The 20,423-nt window shown below is 43.2% G+C and carries 25 protein-coding genes; 18 read left to right on the top strand and 7 right to left on the bottom strand.

Annotated elements, in window-relative coordinates:
- Positions 1-102 precede the first annotated feature (102 nt).
- From P8P30_02135 to P8P30_02100, 8 genes are all read left to right on the top strand, one after another.
- A complete protein-coding gene (locus P8P30_02135; GenBank protein ID MDG1286345.1) occupies positions 103-735 on the top strand; it encodes an SDR family oxidoreductase in 633 nt (210 codons plus the stop codon).
- A gap of 72 nt (positions 736-807) precedes the next feature.
- The gene (locus P8P30_02130; GenBank protein MDG1286344.1) at positions 808-1,296 is read left to right on the top strand and encodes a glutathione peroxidase; all 489 of its coding nucleotides are present in this window, start codon (positions 808-810) and stop codon (positions 1,294-1,296) included.
- Between the two features lie 10 nt (positions 1,297-1,306).
- Positions 1,307-2,353 carry a 5-histidylcysteine sulfoxide synthase gene (gene ovoA / locus P8P30_02125; GenBank protein ID MDG1286343.1) on the top strand — a complete coding sequence of 349 codons (1,047 nt, stop codon included), beginning with the start codon at positions 1,307-1,309 and terminating at the stop codon, positions 2,351-2,353.
- A gap of 160 nt (positions 2,354-2,513) precedes the next feature.
- Entirely contained in the window at positions 2,514-3,599 is a 1,086-nt protein-coding gene (locus P8P30_02120; GenBank protein MDG1286342.1) for a Fic family protein, read from the top strand.
- A 109-nt stretch (positions 3,600-3,708) separates the two neighbouring features.
- Positions 3,709-4,122 (top strand): hypothetical protein, encoded by a 414-nt coding sequence (locus tag P8P30_02115; protein MDG1286341.1) that lies wholly within the window; start codon positions 3,709-3,711, stop codon positions 4,120-4,122.
- Between the two features lie 211 nt (positions 4,123-4,333).
- A complete protein-coding gene (locus tag P8P30_02110) occupies positions 4,334-4,630 on the top strand; it encodes a hypothetical protein (GenBank protein ID MDG1286340.1) in 297 nt (98 codons plus the stop codon).
- A gap of 24 nt (positions 4,631-4,654) precedes the next feature.
- Positions 4,655-4,792 (top strand): hypothetical protein, encoded by a 138-nt coding sequence (locus P8P30_02105; protein MDG1286339.1) that lies wholly within the window; start codon positions 4,655-4,657, stop codon positions 4,790-4,792.
- A gap of 56 nt (positions 4,793-4,848) precedes the next feature.
- Complete coding sequence (locus P8P30_02100) at positions 4,849-5,256, top strand: hypothetical protein (protein MDG1286338.1); 408 nt, start codon at positions 4,849-4,851, stop codon at positions 5,254-5,256.
- 283 nt (positions 5,257-5,539) lie between these two features.
- On the opposite strand, the gene P8P30_02095 is transcribed toward P8P30_02100, so the two are convergent.
- Together P8P30_02095 and P8P30_02090 are read right to left on the bottom strand one after the other, a co-directional pair.
- Complete coding sequence (locus P8P30_02095; protein MDG1286337.1) at positions 5,540-8,884, bottom strand: hypothetical protein; 3,345 nt, start codon at positions 8,882-8,884, stop codon at positions 5,540-5,542.
- Between the two features lie 67 nt (positions 8,885-8,951).
- The gene (locus P8P30_02090; GenBank protein ID MDG1286336.1) at positions 8,952-9,230 is read right to left on the bottom strand and encodes a hypothetical protein; all 279 of its coding nucleotides are present in this window, start codon (positions 9,228-9,230) and stop codon (positions 8,952-8,954) included.
- Positions 9,231-9,605: 375 nt separating this feature from the next.
- On the opposite strand from P8P30_02090, the gene P8P30_02085 reads away from it, so the two are divergent.
- Positions 9,606-10,064: a hypothetical protein gene (locus tag P8P30_02085; GenBank protein ID MDG1286335.1), complete on the top strand. Its 459-nt coding sequence runs from the start codon at positions 9,606-9,608 to the stop codon at positions 10,062-10,064.
- A gap of 188 nt (positions 10,065-10,252) precedes the next feature.
- Here P8P30_02085 and P8P30_02080 read toward each other — a convergent pair whose 3' ends face one another.
- Positions 10,253-11,071 (bottom strand): SH3-like domain-containing protein, encoded by an 819-nt coding sequence (locus tag P8P30_02080; protein MDG1286334.1) that lies wholly within the window; start codon positions 11,069-11,071, stop codon positions 10,253-10,255.
- Between the two features lie 228 nt (positions 11,072-11,299).
- On the opposite strand from P8P30_02080, the gene P8P30_02075 reads away from it, so the two are divergent.
- Positions 11,300-11,545: a hypothetical protein gene (locus tag P8P30_02075; protein ID MDG1286333.1), complete on the top strand. Its 246-nt coding sequence runs from the start codon at positions 11,300-11,302 to the stop codon at positions 11,543-11,545.
- Between the two features lie 621 nt (positions 11,546-12,166).
- Here the strand turns inward: P8P30_02075 and P8P30_02070 are convergent.
- From P8P30_02070 to P8P30_02060, 3 genes are all read right to left on the bottom strand, one after another.
- Positions 12,167-12,721 carry a hypothetical protein gene (locus P8P30_02070; protein ID MDG1286332.1) on the bottom strand — a complete coding sequence of 185 codons (555 nt, stop codon included), beginning with the start codon at positions 12,719-12,721 and terminating at the stop codon, positions 12,167-12,169.
- A 330-nt stretch (positions 12,722-13,051) separates the two neighbouring features.
- Complete coding sequence (locus P8P30_02065) at positions 13,052-13,279, bottom strand: hypothetical protein (GenBank protein MDG1286331.1); 228 nt, start codon at positions 13,277-13,279, stop codon at positions 13,052-13,054.
- A 164-nt stretch (positions 13,280-13,443) separates the two neighbouring features.
- Positions 13,444-13,977: a hypothetical protein gene (locus tag P8P30_02060; protein ID MDG1286330.1), complete on the bottom strand. Its 534-nt coding sequence runs from the start codon at positions 13,975-13,977 to the stop codon at positions 13,444-13,446.
- A gap of 244 nt (positions 13,978-14,221) precedes the next feature.
- Here P8P30_02060 and P8P30_02055 point away from each other — a divergent pair, with 244 nt between their 5' ends.
- The 8 genes from P8P30_02055 (at position 14,222) to P8P30_02020 (ending at position 19,610) form a co-directional block, all read left to right on the top strand.
- Positions 14,222-14,824, top strand: coding sequence for a hypothetical protein (locus tag P8P30_02055; protein MDG1286329.1), 603 nt, complete (start codon positions 14,222-14,224; stop codon positions 14,822-14,824).
- 33 nt (positions 14,825-14,857) lie between these two features.
- Entirely contained in the window at positions 14,858-15,622 is a 765-nt protein-coding gene (locus tag P8P30_02050) for a hypothetical protein (protein ID MDG1286328.1), read from the top strand.
- Positions 15,623-15,665: 43 nt separating this feature from the next.
- The gene (locus P8P30_02045) at positions 15,666-15,887 is read left to right on the top strand and encodes a hypothetical protein (protein MDG1286327.1); all 222 of its coding nucleotides are present in this window, start codon (positions 15,666-15,668) and stop codon (positions 15,885-15,887) included.
- Between the two features lie 294 nt (positions 15,888-16,181).
- Positions 16,182-17,081 (top strand): calcium-binding protein, encoded by a 900-nt coding sequence (locus tag P8P30_02040; protein ID MDG1286326.1) that lies wholly within the window; start codon positions 16,182-16,184, stop codon positions 17,079-17,081.
- A 58-nt stretch (positions 17,082-17,139) separates the two neighbouring features.
- On the top strand, positions 17,140-17,949 hold the full coding sequence (locus tag P8P30_02035; protein ID MDG1286325.1) for a hypothetical protein: 810 nt from the start codon (positions 17,140-17,142) through the stop codon (positions 17,947-17,949).
- A gap of 226 nt (positions 17,950-18,175) precedes the next feature.
- On the top strand, positions 18,176-18,802 hold the full coding sequence (locus P8P30_02030) for a hypothetical protein (protein ID MDG1286324.1): 627 nt from the start codon (positions 18,176-18,178) through the stop codon (positions 18,800-18,802).
- Positions 18,803-18,905: 103 nt separating this feature from the next.
- Complete coding sequence (locus tag P8P30_02025; protein MDG1286323.1) at positions 18,906-19,469, top strand: hypothetical protein; 564 nt, start codon at positions 18,906-18,908, stop codon at positions 19,467-19,469.
- 6 nt (positions 19,470-19,475) lie between these two features.
- The gene (locus tag P8P30_02020; GenBank protein ID MDG1286322.1) at positions 19,476-19,610 is read left to right on the top strand and encodes a hypothetical protein; all 135 of its coding nucleotides are present in this window, start codon (positions 19,476-19,478) and stop codon (positions 19,608-19,610) included.
- A gap of 112 nt (positions 19,611-19,722) precedes the next feature.
- Here the strand turns inward: P8P30_02020 and P8P30_02015 are convergent, their stop codons facing one another.
- Positions 19,723-20,346, bottom strand: a complete 624-nt coding sequence (locus tag P8P30_02015) for a DUF4435 domain-containing protein (protein MDG1286321.1) — start codon at positions 20,344-20,346, stop codon at positions 19,723-19,725.
- Between the last annotated feature and the right edge of the window lie 77 nt (positions 20,347-20,423).

Below are 20,423 nucleotides of genomic sequence, written 5' to 3'. Positions count from 1 at the left end.
GTAGAACCCGCAATGAAATATTTTATCAACTCTAACTGCTTATTTCTCGATAACTTACAATGCTTTATATACATCAATAACTCCTAACAATTTAAATGTTAGGTGTCAGCCCCAAAAACAATCAGCGACCTTGCAGGGTATGAGACGGTTCAAACGGCCTCTCTTGATGTGCTGGAAGCAGAAGCAGTGGAACATACCATTGCTTCTGCCGACAGTGGCGAGGGCATTAAAGGCCTCGCTTATTGCATTGGCAGTATTGACCTCAAGCCCTTTAAATCCACTAAAGATGATGAATATTTACTGACTTACGAGCTGAATGTGCTGGGTGCCGTGCGCGCTTTAAGAGCCGCAGAGAAGGGGCTCAAAAAAGCGAATGGCAGTGTCGTTTTATTCTCAACGATTGCCGTGAGCCAAGGCTTCGCTAATCACAGCCTGATTAGTACGGCCAAAGGAGCAGTGGAAGGACTCACCAAAGCACTCGCAGCAGAATGGGCACCTAAGGTGCGCGTTAACTGCATCGCCCCCAGTCTGTCTGATACACCGCTTGCCAAACCGCTCACCAGTTCTGAGCAAATGGCGAACTCCATCGCCGCGATGCATCCCATCCCTCGCCTCGGTACGCCCGATGACAGCGCGGCACTGGCAAAATTCCTACTCACCGAAGAATCCGGCTGGATCAGTGGTCAGGTCATGCATGTCGATGGTGGACGCTCCACCTTACGCACGAAAGGGTAATTCATGTTAATACGTGTGATAACAGCATGCTTTTTGCTTCTATTTTCAACTTCAGCCTTTGCAGAGATTGCCATGTCCGTTCCCAATGCCCATCGCTATGAATTTCAAACTATTGAGGGCGAGTCTATCAAACTCTCCGACTTAAAAGGTAAGGCCGTCTTGGTGGTGAATACGGCATCGCAATGTGGTTTCACCCCTCAATATGCAGGTTTGCAGAAACTACACGAAACTTACGGCGATAAAGGGCTAGTCGTCATTGGGGTGCCATCTGACAATTTTGGAGGACAGGAATTTGAGCAGGAAGCCGAAGTGAAGAACTTCACCAAAGAAAAGTTTGAAGCGACTTTTCCTCTGGCTGTGATCAGTGACGTAAAAGGTAAGAACGCCCACCCATTCTACCAATGGGCCAATAAGGAGGCTGGCTTCCTTGGCTCCCCTAAATGGAATTTCCATAAATATCTCATTGGCAAGGATGGCAATCTTAAGCAGTGGTTCGCTTCGACAACTGCGCCTGATAGTAAAAAGATAATCGCTGCGATTGAGCAAGAATTGAATCAGTAAGAAAGACCGCATGATGCCTTTGGAAAACAAAACTCTAGAAACGCCTGATCACCAGACCTTTGCCCCCACAAAGACGATTATACTCAATAAAGGTGATGTTGAAGCAAAGCGCGCCGAAATTCTGGAATATTTCCATCAAACATTCTCACTTTATGAAAATATTTATGAGTGCTTGAAAGACGATTCCGTATTGTACGAGCGCCCGAACAGATTGCGCCACCCGCTCATTTTCTATTATGGCCATACAGCCGTATTCTTCATGAATAAATTAAACCTGACAGGTTTAGTCGCAAACCGTATTAATGCGCCGCTTGAAGATATGATGGCTATTGGGGTGGATGAAATGTCATGGGATGACCTTGATCCTAATCACTATGATTGGCCTACGGTTGCACAAGTCAAAGAATATCGTGATCAGGTACGTGATAAAGTCGATAACTTTATTCGCAACTGTACCTTCACGCTGCCGATTACCGAAGAAAGTCCCTTATGGATTATCATGATGGGTATTGAGCATGAGCGTATTCATCTAGAGACAACCTCTGTCCTCATCAGAGAGTTAGACACACAATTTTTACGAGACCACCCAAATTGGCAGCCCTGCACACAATCAGGTGCCGCACCAACAAATAGCTTGATAGAAGTGTTAGGTGGCGAAATTGCGTTAGGGAAATCAAAAGACAGCCCGCTCTATGGTTGGGATAATGAATATGGAACATTTCATGCGGATGTAAAAACGTTCAAAGCCAGCAAATATCTTGTTTCAAATCAGGAATTCTTAGAATTCATCGAAGATAAAGGCTATCAAACTGAGTGTTACTGGACAAAGGAAGGGTGGAGCTGGTGTACGGACACCAAAACACAACACCCGCATTTTTGGATAAAAATAGAAGATGGTTATCAGTATCGCTCTATGTTGCAGGTTATGGATAATTACACCCTCGCCGAATGGCAGCAGGCGAAGCGTGTAGGTAAAGAGGCGCGTGATGTTAAAGCCGACCTTCAGGATGCATGGGCGATTTCGGATAGTAAGGCAGCATTCACGTATCAGCAATGAACTTAACGCTCGTTACACCAGCCGTAGCCCGTGAGAGGCTTCGCTAATCGGGTATTTATGGGTATGTTTTTGGGTGTCTCGATACGGCAATATGAGTAAGGTTTGACTTTTCTCACATTAACTCACATAATGTCACATGGATTAGATGTGAGGAAATGAGATGGACTTCTCAGACGATAGATTAAGCAAGCGATTGCAGTTTAGCGGTGAACAAACCGAAGCGCTCTATAGCACTCTAGCAGAGATTGATGCGATCAAGAATGCCTTTCGCCTGACGGATAAACTGCTGCCGCAAACCATCACCCGTTTGACACAATCAGTCATTGTCACTTCTGCGGGTGCATCGAACCGGATTGAAGGCAACCAGCTCACCGATGATGAAGTTGAAGCGCTTTATCGTAATTTACGCATTCAGAAATTCAAAACGCGCGATGAACAGGAAGTGGCGGGTTATTTGGAGATGTTAGAACGGGTGTTAGAGCATTATGAAGGTATGCCTCTCACGGAATCGCTCATTCTCCAACTGCACGGCGATATGCTGCTGCACTCGGATAAAGATCAGCGCCAGCGTGGTAACTATAAATTCGGACCAAACCGTGTGGAAGCCAAAGATCATGATGGCAAGGTGGTTGGCGTGATTTTTGATCCCACACCGCCACATCTTACGCCCAAAGAAATGCAGGAATTGGTCGCATGGCAGCAATGGGCGGATGGAGATAATTTCAAGCATCCACTACTGCGTATTGGCAATTTCATTTTTGAGTATCTCGCCATTCACCCGTTTCAGGATGGTAATGGCCGTACAAGCCGCTTGCTGACCAATCTATTGATGCTACAGCAGGGCTATATGTTTACAGGCCTCATCTCGCATGAGAAGCTGATTGAAGCACGTAAGGCAGATTATTATCTGGCATTGAACAAGGCGCAATCTAGCTGGAAATCAGAGAATGAAAATGTCTATCCGTGGCTGAGTTATTTCCTCAGCATCGTGCAACAACAGGCCAAAGATGCCATGGCGATTATCGAAGAAGATCAGGTGGAGCATCTACTGTCTGAGAAACAGCTCGCCCTATGGCAGTGGATTGGCACACGCACGGAGCCAGAATTTGGCCGTAAAGATGCCATCGAAGGGTTGGGCTTTCCTCCGCGCACCGTGGAGGCTGCCATCAAGAAGCTGCTGGATTTGAAGAAGCTGGAACGCATCGGCACAGGTCGTGCTACGCGTTATCGATTAATCAGCAAATAATACATCTCCACCTGACCTCCAAAATTGACATAACGGAAGGGATGGTACGGGAAACCGTCTGGGTTTCCCTGCCCGAAAGGGGCGTTGCGTAAAGCGCTTTATCGAGCCTGTGACGGAAGAAGAAATCAGAAATCCTGATGTAATGCATGATTTTCTGCTCTTTTTACACCAATTAGATTGGGTTGCTGGCTCTTGCAGAGATCGACTGAATGATCTGAATGCTAACCCCAATATTGTTTTTGTGAATGCAGATGGAGAGGAAGTGTTTCTCGAACTTGACTGCTTTGAAGTCGATGAAGATTTGTTATTCTCCGGCGATAAGAAGCAAGTATCGTTAGCAAACGAGCGTATTAGAGACTTTTTCAAATTCTACTTCTCCAAGCCGCAACCGTATCGCAAAGAAATCAGATTTAGCGATGAAACGATTGCCAGATTGAGCGTCATTGCATCCTTGGTTAAAGCCGCTCACCCTGATGAAGCGGTGAGCTGGGGGCGTAGTGGCGACTATTTTACGTGCCGATAACCCTTATGAATCTCAGTTCTGGGGCTTAAAAGGTAGAGCGGCAAACGATAATTAAGCCAGAGATCACCCTCTGGTAATACTCTGAAACTATGGGCGGCTTCCTAACCGGAGCCGCCTTCTTTTTTGCTTATTCCTGCCCCCCATCCCCTGAGCTTCCTTTCAACCTCGCTATGTTGGAAATGAAGGCAACACAACAACAGGGAGGCGCTTCATGATCGGAATGGATAAACATAAACAGGCTGGCCAGTCCATCTTTATGAGTTCGATACAAGGCTTGGCCAATGTGCTCGCCATTGTCGCTACTTTTATGGGCACAGGACCGCTCTATACCGCCACGCAAGGCTGGGTATTTGAGTTCGCGATCTCTCATTACGGCCATGCCAGCGCTGATTTTATCACCCTTGTCTGGGGTGTGATTTGCGGCGCTTTCATCTTCTTCATCGCTCGCGCCAGCATCGGCACCGCTTTGATGTTCGGAGCCATCGCCGTGATGACTCGCCTTCTTTAATCAACCAACCACAGGAGAATTATTATGCCAAAATATAAACATATGGGAAGTACCCACCACTTTAAGAAGCAACCCACTTTCATGGAAAAAGTGGAAGAGTTCATCGGTGGTTGCGTCATCGTCGCCATGGTCATTGGTGCAATCATCCTATTCGCCGGATGAAATCGTAATTGAGCCGGATAGTTCGCTATCCGGCTCTTTCTTTTAGGAGGGTAAAAATGAATGATAACGCAACGTATCGATATGGATCAGCAGAGTTCGCTAGCCGATCAGAACAACAAAAAGCAGGAATATTGACGCAACACCCGCATTCCTTTCTGGTCGGGTTCGAAGGGGATACGCCACAATTTTCCAATAGTGCAGGCGGCATTCTCATTGTGGCTGGAGCCAGAACGGGCAAGTTAGCCACCATTCTCGGATATAATTTGCCTGCCGGAATTTGTTCTACCACGCAAATTATATTGGATATGAAGGGTGAACTGGCGGCTATTTCTCAGGATCAAACGCCAGATCGCAAACATTGTATTTATTGGAACCCTCTGGGCTTACACGGCCTGCCTAGCCATCGCATCAATCCGGTAGAACCACGGCGATGGCCAGAATTAAGCGAAATAACCCCATGCTAACAGTTTGTTAGCGTTTGAATAATTAAAAAATTGAACACGTTTATTACTCCCCAAACTGGTGCTGGGGAGTTAGTAAGTCCTCATTACAAAAGACCGCATTGGCCTTTACTCAAAGAGCTATTGCATACGCCAATGCCTCCCCAACATAGTTGAGGAGTGCGAAACGGTCACACAAACCGTGTAATGAAGAGGTTACTACGCCCCAGCAATCCACTGCGATTGCTAAGTGGCGATAGTACATGATGAAGAAAGAAAGGCAATAGTGTGAAACATATTGAATACTTTAACGAGGAGGAGCAGATACCGACGGTTTTTTTATGAATTGATCCATTTTTTCTATGTCAGCTACGGCTAAAAATTGGTTACGGATAACATTAGTCAAACGAACGAAACCTTGCTCAGTGTTTAGGTCTCCGGCTTTATCGGCTGCTTGATATTGTGCTTCTATCGTTTCGGAAAGTTGAGCGAGACCTTTACTATCGATCATTATTTTACTGGGATCAACAAAGCGTAATACGCCTAAATGTTGGCGACTAGCATCCATCAAGGTTTTGATGGTGGCAAGTGCTTCATGGGCTTCGACTAGGCTTTTAGCGGGTTGTTCCAGTAAAGTATTTTTGTTTGACTTCTTCTGATTTGAACCATTCATCAACTGGCTGGCAGAGGCAAGCGCAACGCTTCCAGCTTGCTCCATATATTGCTGCATCAGTAGATTTTCATGCTCCATGCGTAAATGGGCAGGTTTCATGGCGATGCGGGGAATCATTTTAAAGGATTCTTGCGCGGCAACTTGTTCCAGCGCGGCGCTTTTGCCTGTTTGTTCGCGATACTCGGTTTCCCAATCGTTTGATAGTGTGGCCGCTTTGTGCAGTAACTCGTCCAAACTATCGCTTGCGTGGGCAGAGTCTGCTATGGCATCGGCGACTTTATAGCGGGTCATTTCGCGCCCAATGGTGCTAACGAACTCGCCAATCGGATAAGCGATGGAAATCCAAAGCTCTGAAAGCAGGCTTCCCTTCGAGATAAAACCGCCAGGCTTCTGAATGATGTCTTTGATACTGGCATTCTTTTTATATTCAGGAATTGCTTGTCCATCTTTATAGGGCAAAAAGCCTTTCCGGATATTCTGCCAAAGGGTGACGGGGATGCCCGTTACTCTAGCAAAGGTGGTACGACTCCACAGCAATTTAGCCTCGTGGATAGCTTCGGGGCGAGTCGCGTGTTTCCATGCTGCCTTTAGTTTTTCAAAGAAACTACGGTCATGTTTTGTTTTTTCAGGTGAGTTCCATCGCTCGGCGCCTGAAAAGAGAGGAGAGCCGATAGAGTTTTTCTTTTCTTTTGGTAATGAGAACAAAGATTTTTCCACAAAAGCATAATGGGTCTTATCAATGGCACCTTGAGAGATACGTTCGGCATTTGCACCAATTTCTTGTTTGAATTTTTTTGAAACTACATTGGCAAGGCGAATGATCATTTCAGGTTGAACGGCCTCATAACGGTTAGAATCGTGATTAAACTGAACCATGCTTCCTGCTTTAAACCCTTCAGGGTTACACGGTTTGCCTTGATAATTCTCTCCCACAATCGCAATACCTGCGGCAGTTAGTTGGCTTTCCATCGTTTCTGCAATCATGCGGAAGCTTTTAACAGGAATCAGGTTCTTTTTAGGATCGACAAACTCAAGGCTATCAATATTTGTCTGTTCTTTTTCTAATACCGACTGGATAAAGCTTAACGTCGTTAACGCAGACGGTAAATCGGCGACGGGCTGTAATAAGTTACGGTTAATAATATCTGGGAGTGTGTCGGTTTTATCTTTTTGATAGGGAGACAGCAATGCTTCGCCTTGTTGGTTTACGGCCTGTGACAAGGTTTGGAAATATTGCTGTAAGATCGCATAATCCTCACGCTCATAATTGCGCGGGTCTTTTTGTTGCACATGCTCCACTTTTGCTTTTAGCGCTGGGGGAATAGAAAGCTTCTTTTGATGAATAGCTGAGCGCGACTGTTGGAGGCTCTGTTGAATGGCGGTATCCATCGTTAAGCCTGATTCTATCGCTACCGATAAATGTTTGTTCAAATTCTTAATTGAATCGCCCGTTAGTTTTTTGCCGGTAGAGGCAAATTCCTTCACGCTTACTAAGCCATGAGAGCCCGCAAGTGGGTTCATCACTAACCCCCATGCTTCTTTCTTTAAATGACGGTTCCAATCATATTGTGACTCTTTATCGCTATCATAGGGATTAGTAAATTTCTCACCACGTAATGCTTTGCCAATAAGGGTTGGATTGGCATTGGTCAGCTTTAACATATCTTTGATAACCGTCACCGGCATATAGCTAAATTGAATAGGAATCTTACGACGTAGTAACTTCGTCTTCTCATGCTGCGCTTCGGGGCGTCCAGCATAGTTGAACGCCGCGCCAAGATAGCTTTTCCAGCGATGGGTTTGGTGCGAGTGGGGGGCTTCTTTATCGCTTACTTTCCACGACTGCGTAAGCTCTGGCGGAACCAGTGCACTGCTAGCTTCTAGTGTCACTGCTTTTGGTTTTTCGGTATAGACCGAGTTTAATAGCTGCTGCTCTACTGCCTCAAAATGTTCATCGGCATAGGCCAAAACGCGGTTAATATTCTCTCCGGCGATTGCTTTGGTTTGGTGTAATAAACGGTTACCGAATTGGAGTAATTCTTGTTCGCTCAGTACCTCATAGCCACTTCCAGCCTTCTTAACAATCGCTCCCTTGGGAACACCTTCAATAAGTGGGTTACCCTGCATATCATGGTTATATTCATAGCGATGCGAGGAGAGTGCTGCCTCAACCGCTTTTGAGAGTTTTACCGATTGCTCAACGCTTAAAAAGCGCTTTTCTTGCGGCACATATTCTACATGGCTCAACGCCAGCGCTCCATGCGTGATAAGTGGTGGGATGAGGCTAAAAAGAATTTGCAACTGTCGAGGGTTTTGCAGCTGTTTAGCTTGCAGAACCTCACGAATATAGTCGCTAGGGCGAGTATGTGGCGTCACATCCTTCGTGCTGTTCACACGCATTTCTTGCGCCATCGCAATAGGTTGTGCTGATAGTTCAGATAATGCCTGTAAATGCTGCTCAAATTGTCGCAGATTCGTGGGAGTCACTTCCATTTCACCTGTCACAAAGTCACTCATCATTTGATTGGCGTCTTGCGAATGAAAAACAAAATCATGCACGGGCGAGGCACGCCCTTTTTGCAGCTCCTCTACTAACGGCATCGAATCTTGATCATAATAGGCGGCACTTGCCGTAAGCCCGCTCAGAAGCTCCCCTGCGTGGATACATTGTTGAAATTTCTTATCTTTGCCATAAAGGCTTGCCCAAGAACGAATCGTTTGTGCGCCCGTGGTACGTAGGAATACATTTTCCAGATATTCATACGTGGCGTAAAGAAACGATTTTTTCACATTCTTTGAAAATCCATCCGCCAGATAGGGTTCTTTCAGCAGCTGCATCGCCACCGCATTCACGGGAATTTTCGCAAATTGTGCAGCCAGTGAGCGTTCGGTGTTATGCCAAATCTCCCACCATTGCTCTGGTTCCTTAAAAGGAAAGTTCAGGCGAGATTTTGGCGACTGTGCTTGTGTCGTTACCAAAGGGTATACCTCTATTATAAAAATAAATATTTGCTAGACGGAGCCCCCATCCAGCGAGAAAAACTATTTAAATAGAGTGAGGTGGTGCGCGCGGAGTATAAATACTCCGAATACTAGGCATGAGAGCATCGTGATAAGAGGTAAGCTCTACCCAAGAAGCATTATGTTGGAGTACAATGTCAGGCGTTGATACAGCATCGCTAATTGGCTGGAAAAAGTAATCATCAATCTGACATTCTACTTCGTGATGCTCGTGATCATCAAAACCAAACTCCGCAGCATGCAGACTCGCTGCCGAATAAGAGCTAAGTAAAGTAACGATGATCAAAAAACATACAAAACGCATGAAAGCACAATAGCAGTTATCTCGCAAAGTAGCACATTACAAGTTTATGACAGTTTACGTGCCAAGTACGAAGCATGTTATGCAAGAGTAAATAGTTGCACCGTAGCAACCACGTTGCAACGGCTTGGTTGGCCGTTGTGTAAAATTTGTCTAACCTATTGAAATAAATGGTGGAGGATACAGGAGAGTACATTTCCACCAATAAGCGACTGATTTATATTAATTCATGCTCCGTCATTTCTATCGTTCTTGTACCAGTATTGTGCCACATTCGCAAGGCTATTCCGCTGCTTTAACAAGGTCACTCCAACAGGAATGGCGCGGGTCTTAAAAATGGTGTAGCTGTAGTTTCTAAAATAAATTACGGGGGGTGTTATGAGCACAGATGGTTTTTGGGTAATGGCAGCAATCGGCGTTGCAGTTTTTTGGATAGCATCACCTCCACCAGATGTTGAAGAAAAGACCGTTTATTTTGCATATTGCGGCGATTATTTACATAACACGTATCACTGCCCTGATGATATTCTAACTAAGACTAAAACATTTAAGGTTTCCGTATCTCAGCAGCTCGTAGTTTCAGAGTCGCTTTATACTTTGATGCCTTGCAAAGTATATGATGCAGATAATTGGGAATGTAAGGGAGGTCTAAGGTTAGCCAATGCTGGAACAAATGTTACCAGTATTAGCGATGGTGACTACCGTGAAACTGTAGCACTTGATAGTGGCTCGATAGGCAAAGATGGGAAAGAGACTACCTTCCCACGAGAGCAGCCAATATCTTATATTGAATATGTAATCCGTTCTACAATCAGCTTTGTTAAGCGCATCATTTAAGGGCGCCAATCGCCCATAAATGCCCCAGAACGCTCATAACTCTAAAAATACCTAACTATCCTAAAAACTGCTTCTCCTCCTTCTGCGCTATCTAGGGCGGCACCTCTCCTTAGTGCGGTGACTTTTTTGCGTTGATAGGGTAGATTTTGGATTGCGAGTTCGACTCCTGTATGTGCTGCTAATGACTATTATTTCAAGTCTTGCCCGAAGAGGGCGATGCTGTTTACCCAGCCCCTCTTTTTGCCTATGACAGAGACTTGATACCACATAACATTTCTTTCCTTGTGGCGTTTGATAATTTTGATTTGGCTGTTCTTCTTTGCATACCAAATTTGCTTGATGGCTTGTTCAGGTGAGACCGGGTCGTAACTGGGAACGATGGGAGTCTTTTGACTGAGGCGGTAGGTCTTACCCACCTCAAGGGTATTAGGGTCAATGAAGTTTTGCGCTGAGCGAGAAAATTGGAAAATATCAACCTTACCCATTGCCAGCTCTTGCTGGCTTCCCTGCCTGATGAATTTATCATCTTGTGCGTGTTCGTTATCCAGTTTGTTGTCGATGAAGCGGCGAAAATAGATTCGCATCAGAGTATCTTCATTTTGCAGTTTGTAGGTTTCTAGAAACCTACTGGTCTTATAGGAAGTTTCGATAATGATTTGCCCATTCTCGATATGCCATTTCCCTTGTTTATTGGCTGTCTCTTCATTTTCAATTTTGACCGTACCATCCATGAAAAAGGAATGTCGCATATATCGCTTTGCAACAGCATTGGGATGTTTTGGGTTTTCGAGTCTGGAGCGCCACTGGCCAATAACTGCATCTGCGCCATGTTCCTTGAGGTAACTTAAGGAATCAAAGGCTTTTATAGAAGCCGCCCTCACCCGATTTGTAGGTTCAGGTATATCAGGCGCAACATCTCGCCCAAATGCCCACCAGAGAAGGCAAGCCCCAAGCAGCCAACTACGACTGCCATGCAGAGATAGTACAGAATGAAAAAAGAAACGCAACCGTCACAAATTCTTAATGTTTTGATGCTATTCTAGCGATGAAAGTGTGTAACGTGCGGTGGTGGCGTGTGCCAATATCGCAGGTTACATACCAAAGATTTTTCTTACCTTTTTGCTTCTGCGAATTTGTTTAATTCATCTTCGCATCACGCGAAATGGTTATAGCAATTTGCTGATTTTAATAGGTAGCGAACAAGATATTTTTTTAACATTCATAAATTTATGATCATGAGACGAACAATCATGTTTTTCGCAATTTGCCTTATTTCAGGCATTATTACTTATTCCTTAACGCCAATAACTGTTGCTGCTCCTATTGCGACAGGTGCTGCCATAGGTGGTGCATTCACTATAACAAGTGCTTGTATTTTCATAGCAGTTGGTGGAATTATTGATGGAATTATTCACTTCGCCGGTGGTAAGTCAGCACTTGCTGACGTTGCCATTGGAATTGTAACGGGGAAGAAGAAATAGTGCAGTATGAATTTTGGACTGGGTGCGCAATCGCGCGCCCTTTCTTTTGCCTAGCTTTTACATTTCTCAAGTAAGAAATAAATTTGCTGAGTCCGTTTGTAAATAGCTCTGGTATTGGTTGATGTGATAGGATTTGAATTTACGGTCTTTAGGTTATGAGTCTAAGTGTAAGCGATGGTAGAAAATGTGTGCGCTGTAGCAACCACGTAGCAACGGCATTGCTGGCCGCTGAGTCAAATTTGTCTAAGTCATTGAAAAATATGGTGGAGGATACAGGAGCCCCCACCGCCGATAATCTTATAACCTATTCAATAACATAGGAAAATTATATCACCTTCATCGTAACAATGCAACGTAACGTTTATGAAGTATGGCCGAGGTGGTGTAGGGGGTAGTGCTTTTACATATTGCGTCTGAGTTACCAGCATTACACCACAAAGGTATTTTAGCATTACGAAAATCAGAAGTCGAACCCGCAACCATTAGTCACTCTAAAAATTCACTAAATTCTCCGCTATTTTAGGTCTGCAATATTTTATCCAAAGAAGAGGGCGGGCGGGGGACGAGGTGCATCTGGTGGCTGCGGATATACCGCCGCCAGAAAATCTCAAAATTTGAGAATCAAAAAGGAATTTCGTCATCTAGTTCTTCAACTTTCGCTGGCTGCGGGTCAATATTGACATCGGTTGCTCCAACCTCATTCGCACGCTCAATAAGTGCATTGTATGCTGCATTAGTTAGGCCAGCTTGCTTTTTATCTTTTAGCCTTTTTAGGGCTACATGGGGGTTAATGATAACAGCGTGGGAGTGCTTGCCTACAGTGCCTTCTTCGGTTCTTATGAAGCCCAACTCTGCTAGACTTTCAACTCTTTGTAGCCACGTTCGTTTTGCTCTCTGCCCCGTGAAGCCTGCATGAAATGCGTGTATATCAGGGTTAGATAATGGAATATACATTTCATCATAGGCGCGACACCAAATTTCAAAGTATGTAGAACTTGCTGGAGCTCCTTTTGTCAAATCATCAATTATCGACATTATAAGTGGCATAGTGCGCGGGATGCTCGTAAAGCCATCATACTTTTTTCTATTCCATAATTCTTCTTCTAGGAGGTCTTCCCATAATGAAGCTCTTAAATTGATAATTCGTTCGATATGTTTTTTTGGGCGACTTGCCATATTCTTTGTTCCTGCTATCATTAAATTAAGGGGTGGCTGGTCGTCCTCGCAAGGAGGATGATGTTTGACCTCATAGCCTAAAAGATGTTATGGGTAAATCGCACACAATGTGAGGGTGCCGAGGCGTTCAAACCTCGCCAAAGGCGGCTGATAATAGCGGAATTATTCTTGCTGGAGTAAGCTTATCTGATTTGGGTACGAGTGACTTTTTCTTCTTTTGATTATTTCCATGATATATCTGTAAATTGGCCAAAATTCCGAAAATTAGGCAAAAGAAAACCCTATTAAAACTAGATGGTTTTAATAGGGAAATTCTTATAATTTTGTGTTCTAAAGCACACTCAAAGATTCTTTGAGTTCTTTGGTGTAGTTAGGAACGCCCGAAATTTGGTCTTGTAGTGAACGTAACCAGCTTTTGTTGATTTCTGACTGGTTAGTTACCTGTAAGCCACTCGGATTAACGCTACCTTCGTAGCTGTTTCCACTTGTGTTTGTAGGTAAAAACTTACATGCAAGTAAAAGGATACCTACGATTGAAATTCCATAAATGATTTCCATGGCATTTTTTTTAAAGGTTAAAAAAAATCATTGAACTTTCCCGTTAAAGGTCAGTATGATAAGAGTAATTAGGCTGGCAATAATAAGCCAGAACCTGATGTCTTTGTAAAAAACAATCGGCTTTTTTTTCATAACTTTTGGGTTTTTAAAGATTAAAAAAGAGTTTAATTCTCGCATCCCACGACTGAAAACGCCATTTTAGGAAAAATTCTATCGAGAGCTTCTCGCCAAATGACTCCTCCAATTGGGCATGCGCTTTTTTCTGCGTTACATATCCAATCATGAATATCGTAACGAATATTAGAGTGCGTGTAGTTTGGTAGCCCCAATTCAGCGACTACAATGTTTATGGCGACATACTTAATGAGTGCCTTAAAACGCTGTAGGTCGCCCAAGTGACAACTACCAGCAGCTAATAATTGCTGATCTGCTAATGCAGTCAACAGGTTGATATTATGACCATGGTTTAATCCATCAAGCCATATTTCAATTCCTTCATCTTGACCTGCTAAATCATCAGCAGTCAAAGCTACAGTACTGGAAACAGCCGTTGCCGTAGCAACATTTGCAACCATTTTCTCTACCTCATATCCTAACTTTTCAGCTAGAGGGTCGGTAGCGGGTTTTATTGTAAGCCACATAAAACCAATTATGCAGAATACGACAAACCCAATCGGTAAAACGATGTTTTTTGCCATTTTTTTATGGTTTTAGAGTTAATAAATAATCACTCAAACACCTCGGAGGGAGATGTATTATTGGGGGCATGTATTTATCATGCGAACACAAAAGAGAGTGAAAAGAACCCTTGCAGTATAGGGGAAACTACTCCCAATAGCTTGTTACAGTTCTGTTAAGATTTCATTTAACAATCTTAACCTAATCGCAATCATTTCGTGCTAGCCTAAAATTTGAAACAGGGTGAATTTAAGCGAGGAATAGATGCAACTGCCAAAACATTATGCCGCTCTAGCATTGGCTATTGTGATGAATCTTGCGAGTTTCAAAGCTTCGGCGGCTTCTCCTTGTGGTGATGACCTCCATCCGACAGAGCCTAAAGTGCTGGTTCCGCTAGATCCACAATATTGCGAAGACTTCAATGAAATGGTGAAAGACCTTAGCGTAAAGGCAGGGATTGAACCGCCAGAGGTGTTTGTTACCAGCAGGGAATCCCCTACGGGAAATTTATCGACTGCGTTTAATGGCAAGGGAGAATATTTTCTCATCGTGTCCAATCGAGATTTTGAGCTTTACGGCGATCATATTAAAGGCTTGGTTGCACATGAAATTGGCCATATTGTTTTCAGAAAGAACCACCCTAACCCAGAAGACCGCAATGACCGCAGAGCAGAAGAATGGTATGCGGATAGTATTGCTGTAACGCTTGGAGAAGGGCAAAACTTCATTTATTGTATGCACGACCACCAACATGCGGAGCAAGAAATTATGGAGTTTAATGCTCGCTCCTTTAGCGAAGTAACTCCATACGCTGAATTAGACGGTGACACAGTCGTGTTGAACTTGAAGGATAAGCTCTCATTATGAAAAATGGCTTTACCCTTCTCGAAGGGGCTTATTGTGGAATATATTAGCATAACTTTGAAAAAAATTATTTTCACGATAACATTTGCTTTATTAATGAGTGGAGCCCCCTCATATGCTTACTTACCGCCTATGCCTGAACCACCAGTTGGTCACGAAATCAGCACAGAAGATACAAAAATTATTTTACAGTATGGTTCGCAAGAATTGCAGATTCCTCGCAGCTATCTTCGAAAAGGCGTGATTGAGCCTTATGACCTAAATAGGATTGGAATTCCTATAGCCTTCACTCTGCCAGAACTAAAATCTCTAGGACAGAAATTCAAACTCGCAAATAAACTTTTCCCCTCTAATAAAAAAAAGTTCATATCTAAAAATGGACAAGAGAAATTTTTAATACATGACAAATCAGGGAAGCCTGTTTCCCAAATAATATTCCACACAGTGCAATTACATAGCCTGTCACACATCCCTGCTCAGAGAGCTTCTTACCGCAAAAAAGTAGCAGAATACAAAATCTGTGAAGCAAGCTATAATGAGAGGCGTCAAAATTATATGCAGGACTGCAAAAGTAAGAAAACACCAGGAGCGCTAACGTTGTCTTGCCTCCCGCTCGCACCCTGCCAACTTGCTTCTCCTTTCCCATTAATAACAGCTCTTGACCACAAATCTAATAAAGTGATTTGGATCACAAAAGATCTTGTAGCAATTCGAGGTAAAAGCACCACCGGATTCTCAAAAGAAATAAAAGCAGACTTAAAGAAACTTCTAAAAAGCTTTATCCATGAATCATTGCTCTAGATAGCAATGATTCCGTGACGTTCAGGAGTCTGGTGTAGAGTTCATGCTGCACGACCTACGTCGCACCTTCATCACCACCGCAGAAAGCCTTGATATATCAGCATATGCGCTAAAACGACTGGTGAACCACAAGAACAGCAATGACGTTACTTCTGGCTATATCATTATGGATACTGAGCGCCTTCGTAAGCCAATGGAGCAGATTTCAGCTTACTTCTCAAGCAAATGCGCTAACCTTGTAGAACACCAAGCAAAAGGTAAGTAAGGTCGCCCTCTGGTCGCCCGCGCAAGAATGAGGTTTGACGTAATAGCTTAATCAGTGATATGCCTTATCTGCACTCAAAGTGAGAGTGCCGGAGCGTTCAAACTCCGCCAAAGGTGGCTTGCATCAGCCGTAATGATGCTGCTTTCCGAGCCTTTAAGGCCGGAGGGCGGCAGTGTATGTCCAAGCCTCGCGGCTAAAGATTGTCGCGATCATCCTTTGGTGATTTTGAAACCTCCGGCCACCAGCTTAATGCTGGTGGTTTTGTTTTAACCAAACCGGATTAAGGAAAAAATCATGTCCACATTAACTGCTTATAACAGCTTTGACCAACATACAGAAATGCACACATTCGAAGAAATCACCAATATTATTGATTACACTGCCGTTGGTAATACCGTCACTAATTTAACTGTCTCAACCGAGCTAGGAAACACTCAAGCCTACTATGGCGCAGTAACAGTTGATTCTAATATCAATATCACAGGTGGAAATCTCACTGGCTTTTCAGAATGGGACAGCAGCGGCCAGCTTAAAGTCACCATTGATGCAGGAAGCTATGCCGCAAGCTCCTATCTCGCCTTTGAAGCCCAAGATAACGCCCTAGGCCTAATGGCAGATGTACTAAGCGGTAATGATGCCATGATAGGCTCTACAGGAAGCGATAGGCTTATGGCTTTCAGTGGTGATGACACTCTTTATGGTGGCGGCGCGGCAACGGCGGCGATTGACGGTAACGATGTTTTGTTAGGTGGCGCTGGTAGCGATACGATCTACGGAAATGCGGGAGATGATATTTTGCTAGGCGGTTCTAATTTGTTCGATTTTGCAGATGGCGGCGACACCATTTACGGTGGGTTAGGCAATGATACCATCTACGCAGGTGGCGGGAACGATGTTGTGTATGGCAATACAGGAAATGACCTTATCGCCATGACCAGTGGCAACGATACCATCACAGGTGGTACAGGAAACGATATTTTCGTCTTCATGAACAGCACCACAGGCTATCACACTATCACCGATTTTCAGCAAGGTGACACCTTGAGCATTCAAGGTCAGGACTTCAGCAGCATGCTAAATAGTGCCGTATCAGACGCTAATGGCACGTTTCTCGGCTTGAGCGGTGATAGCGGAATTGTATTGGCTGGGCTGAGCACCTTAGAACTTGATGCAGGAGATTTCTTCTTCTTTTAGAGCCCATTGTCATCTAGCTTTAACAAAATATTTACTAAGTTTGTGTTAAAGTTTAGGGATGACTTTAAATACAGAACAAGAGTATCCTATTACTCAGACTAATGGAGCAAGCGCATCTATTAGCTTAGATCAGTTTATGAGTGTTGGGCGTTATGATGGAATTTCGCACACCCCAAGCCCTGCACGTGCTCGTAAAGAAGCTTATGTTAATTTCAAAGAAATAGCCGCTCTGGTTGAGGCCGAGCCTGAAAAACTTCTGGATGAAGGAAAAATCAAAGAGCTTTTTAATAGTATAGGAGCATTCTCTGCTGCACTTTCAGAGGCAGAGGGTAATATAAGAAATGCTCAATCGGGGAGAGTGAGAAACCCTGAAGCCGCTATTCTTGCTAATGCTAGTCAAGGGCGGATGGTGCTTGATACAGTTAATGTTGCTGCATCCATCATGAACCAACAAAAGGAAATGGGAAATGAGTACGTGCAGTCTGTTGCCGGCCCTCAGATGATCATCAAATCGATGTCTAAGAAAATAGATAAGATTGCAGCTAAATACCCTAATAGAGTAGGAGAAGCGCCGATACCTGAAGCGATCGCGGTGGTGGATAAGCCGGAAAAGAAGGCCGCAGCATCAGCGGGTAAAGTCGCTTTGAAAACACCGCAAGTAGCTGGAATACAGTTAAGTCCAGAAGCTGCAGCGAGTATTGCAACTGCGGTTACTGGATTACAGCAGAAGCCGGCAGGTAAGTTTGAAGCAATAGGTGCAGAAAGACTTGCTCTCGCTGCAAAACAATCAGGACTTTCTTTTCAAGAGAAGTTGGCACTTCAGGCAGAACCAAAAAGCACAAGCGTGGCTACTGTATTTGATCGTTAAAATACGAGTTTACTATTATCAGTACTTTTAACGAGTTGATGGTAATTGTCATAAAATCTTCATATTTAACATAAGAAACAAAGCTATAATGGCAGGGCTTCCTTACTGTTCACAGTTATTGACTAAGTCACATTATAAATCAGTCACTAAAGACTAAACTATATTTGGTTTGGTCAATAACTGTTCAGTGGGGAAGCATATTTCTTCATTTCTAAATCATAAAATCATGATTAATCTTTCAAAAACTTATGCTGCTGAAACGCTTGCAGTATGCTCTATGTTAGTAATGGCATTCACTTTCTTTGGCTTAACAGAGCTCTTGCTCTTAGCTGAAAAAGATCATGTGCCCCAAATTTTATTTGGCAACACGATGCTTCTCTTATTGGCTGCTGTCATTTGGTACGCTCAGCATCATAGTTATAGAAACAGCAAGATTGCCGAATTATTAACCGCTTTTGCGATTGTTATTTTTATTACCGCCTTTGGGCTCTATTGGGTAAAGATGGATTGCCAAATCCAAACTTACAATCAAACCATCGAAGTGATGAAGGTGCTAACGCTAACCATTGCTTTATCAAACTTTGCTATGGCAATAACTATGAAAATGCTAACCAATGTGGATTCGAATAGAGCCACTAAAATAGCAATTTCTTTGCTAGTCATAGTAATTTTATCAGTAGCTTTCTCAACAAGATTACTGACTTCGCAATGGTTTGGTGGAAATTGGATTGTAAATGTTTTCGGTATTATTGGTAGCTATTTACTCATTGTACGATTGTACCAACAAAGAGAAGACGACACCCTCGAAGGCAGCTTCAAGCAAGTTAGGAGGACAATATTACCATTGTGGTAATTTGTTTTCAGAAAGAAAACATAAGAACAAGGCATTTCCTGTAATGGGGAATGCCTTTTCTTGTTTTGGATAAACGCTATATTGAGCAATTTGGTATCAAAACATGAGTATTATCCACACACAGCCTGTAACACAAAAAGATGCTGACTACTGCGATGGTACCGTAGATTTTTTTGCTAGAAGTGACTGGCTTGATTACGCAGTCTTACGTCCTTTATCGCACGTTGCTGGAAACTGGGAGTTGACTCCCGATGGCAAGTTTTACAAGGCCGAAGAAGACAGCTTAGCAGATCATCTCAATATCTTGATTGATGAAATCGCCAAAACGCACCCACCTATAAGTTATCACTATCATGAAAATAGCATAGCTTCACAACATAGAGATACAAAAGACGGTAGCGTAATATTGAGTAAAAGCAAAAATATATGGTTGGACCCTATAACCAAAAAGCCAATCTCAATTGCTCAGGTGGGGCATTACATAGAACAAAGTGCTGCAAGAGGTGTCGATGATTCGGAATTGGTAGCAGCAGCTTCTGGCCGGGTTGCAAGGTCTATAAGCTGTGACGTTAATCATTTTGACGATTTAGACCAAGGTCATTTATCCATGCTCGCTGAAATAATGTCGATAATACTGTTTATGCGCTCAGATGAACCAGCAAGATAAGCTCATATGGCAATCCTAATTTTACATGAGATTACACCCAAGCTAGAACATGGCGGCACTAAAGATTACGTCTCAACCTCTGCAGGCATTGAATTGCAAGTTCGCGCTGTCGGGGGGCGCCCGCGCAAGAATGAAGCTTGAATGCAAATAGCTTAATCAATGAAACACTTTAATCGAAAGGCGCTCTTAAAGCGTAAAGCGAATACAAAGCTCCAAAGAGAAAACGCAACATTTGTTTCCGCTTGCTATGAATTTAAGCTGCTTCAAGTTCTTTAATTCTTAAAATAAAGGCGGTTAAGCCATTGGGAATTTCTGACCTACTAGCAAGAGATCGATCCGTAATACTTGCTCGATTATATCTAATATTTTGGGGTTCACTAAAAGGTAGGCTCCCTGCTTTACGGGATGCTGCAAGAATATCTAACCACTTCAGAAAAAATGAATAAATATATTTTCCTCTATGACATTTCATAGGGTCAATGATTTTATTAAATATTTCAGGTGCTGTAGCTGTTTGTTCTGCTACAGGCTCTTCCCGCAACGGTATTAATGACAAAATTTGATTGCTATCGTATTTTTTCATGACTGAGTTAACAGTGATTTCAACAAACTTATTTAAATTATTTTCTATTCTCTCTCTATGTAAGTTATACTTAGCAGCAATAAAAAGTCTTAAATTCGCATCTGTCATTGCCTCACAGAAACTAGAACTCACACTGTTATAAAGCTTCAAAATATCCTGAACCTTCTCAGGTTCACTAGAGCATTCAAACTCATCATTCAGAATAGATTCGAGAACAATATTAGTTACAAGATAGTTTTCGAATGAGTAACCTTCTGTGCAAAAAATATTATCAGACTCATCGAAACCTCTCAGGCTGTCGTAGTAATAGTAAACAAAAAAGTAAATAGATTTATAATCTTCATTATCAGAGCTGTTAAGTATAACTTACA

The sequence above is a fragment of the Rickettsiales bacterium genome (genome assembly GCA_029252805.1).
Taxonomy (GTDB): Bacteria; Pseudomonadota; Alphaproteobacteria; order Rickettsiales; family JALZUV01; genus JALZUV01.
This window is presented reverse-complemented; position numbering and strand designations above follow the sequence as displayed.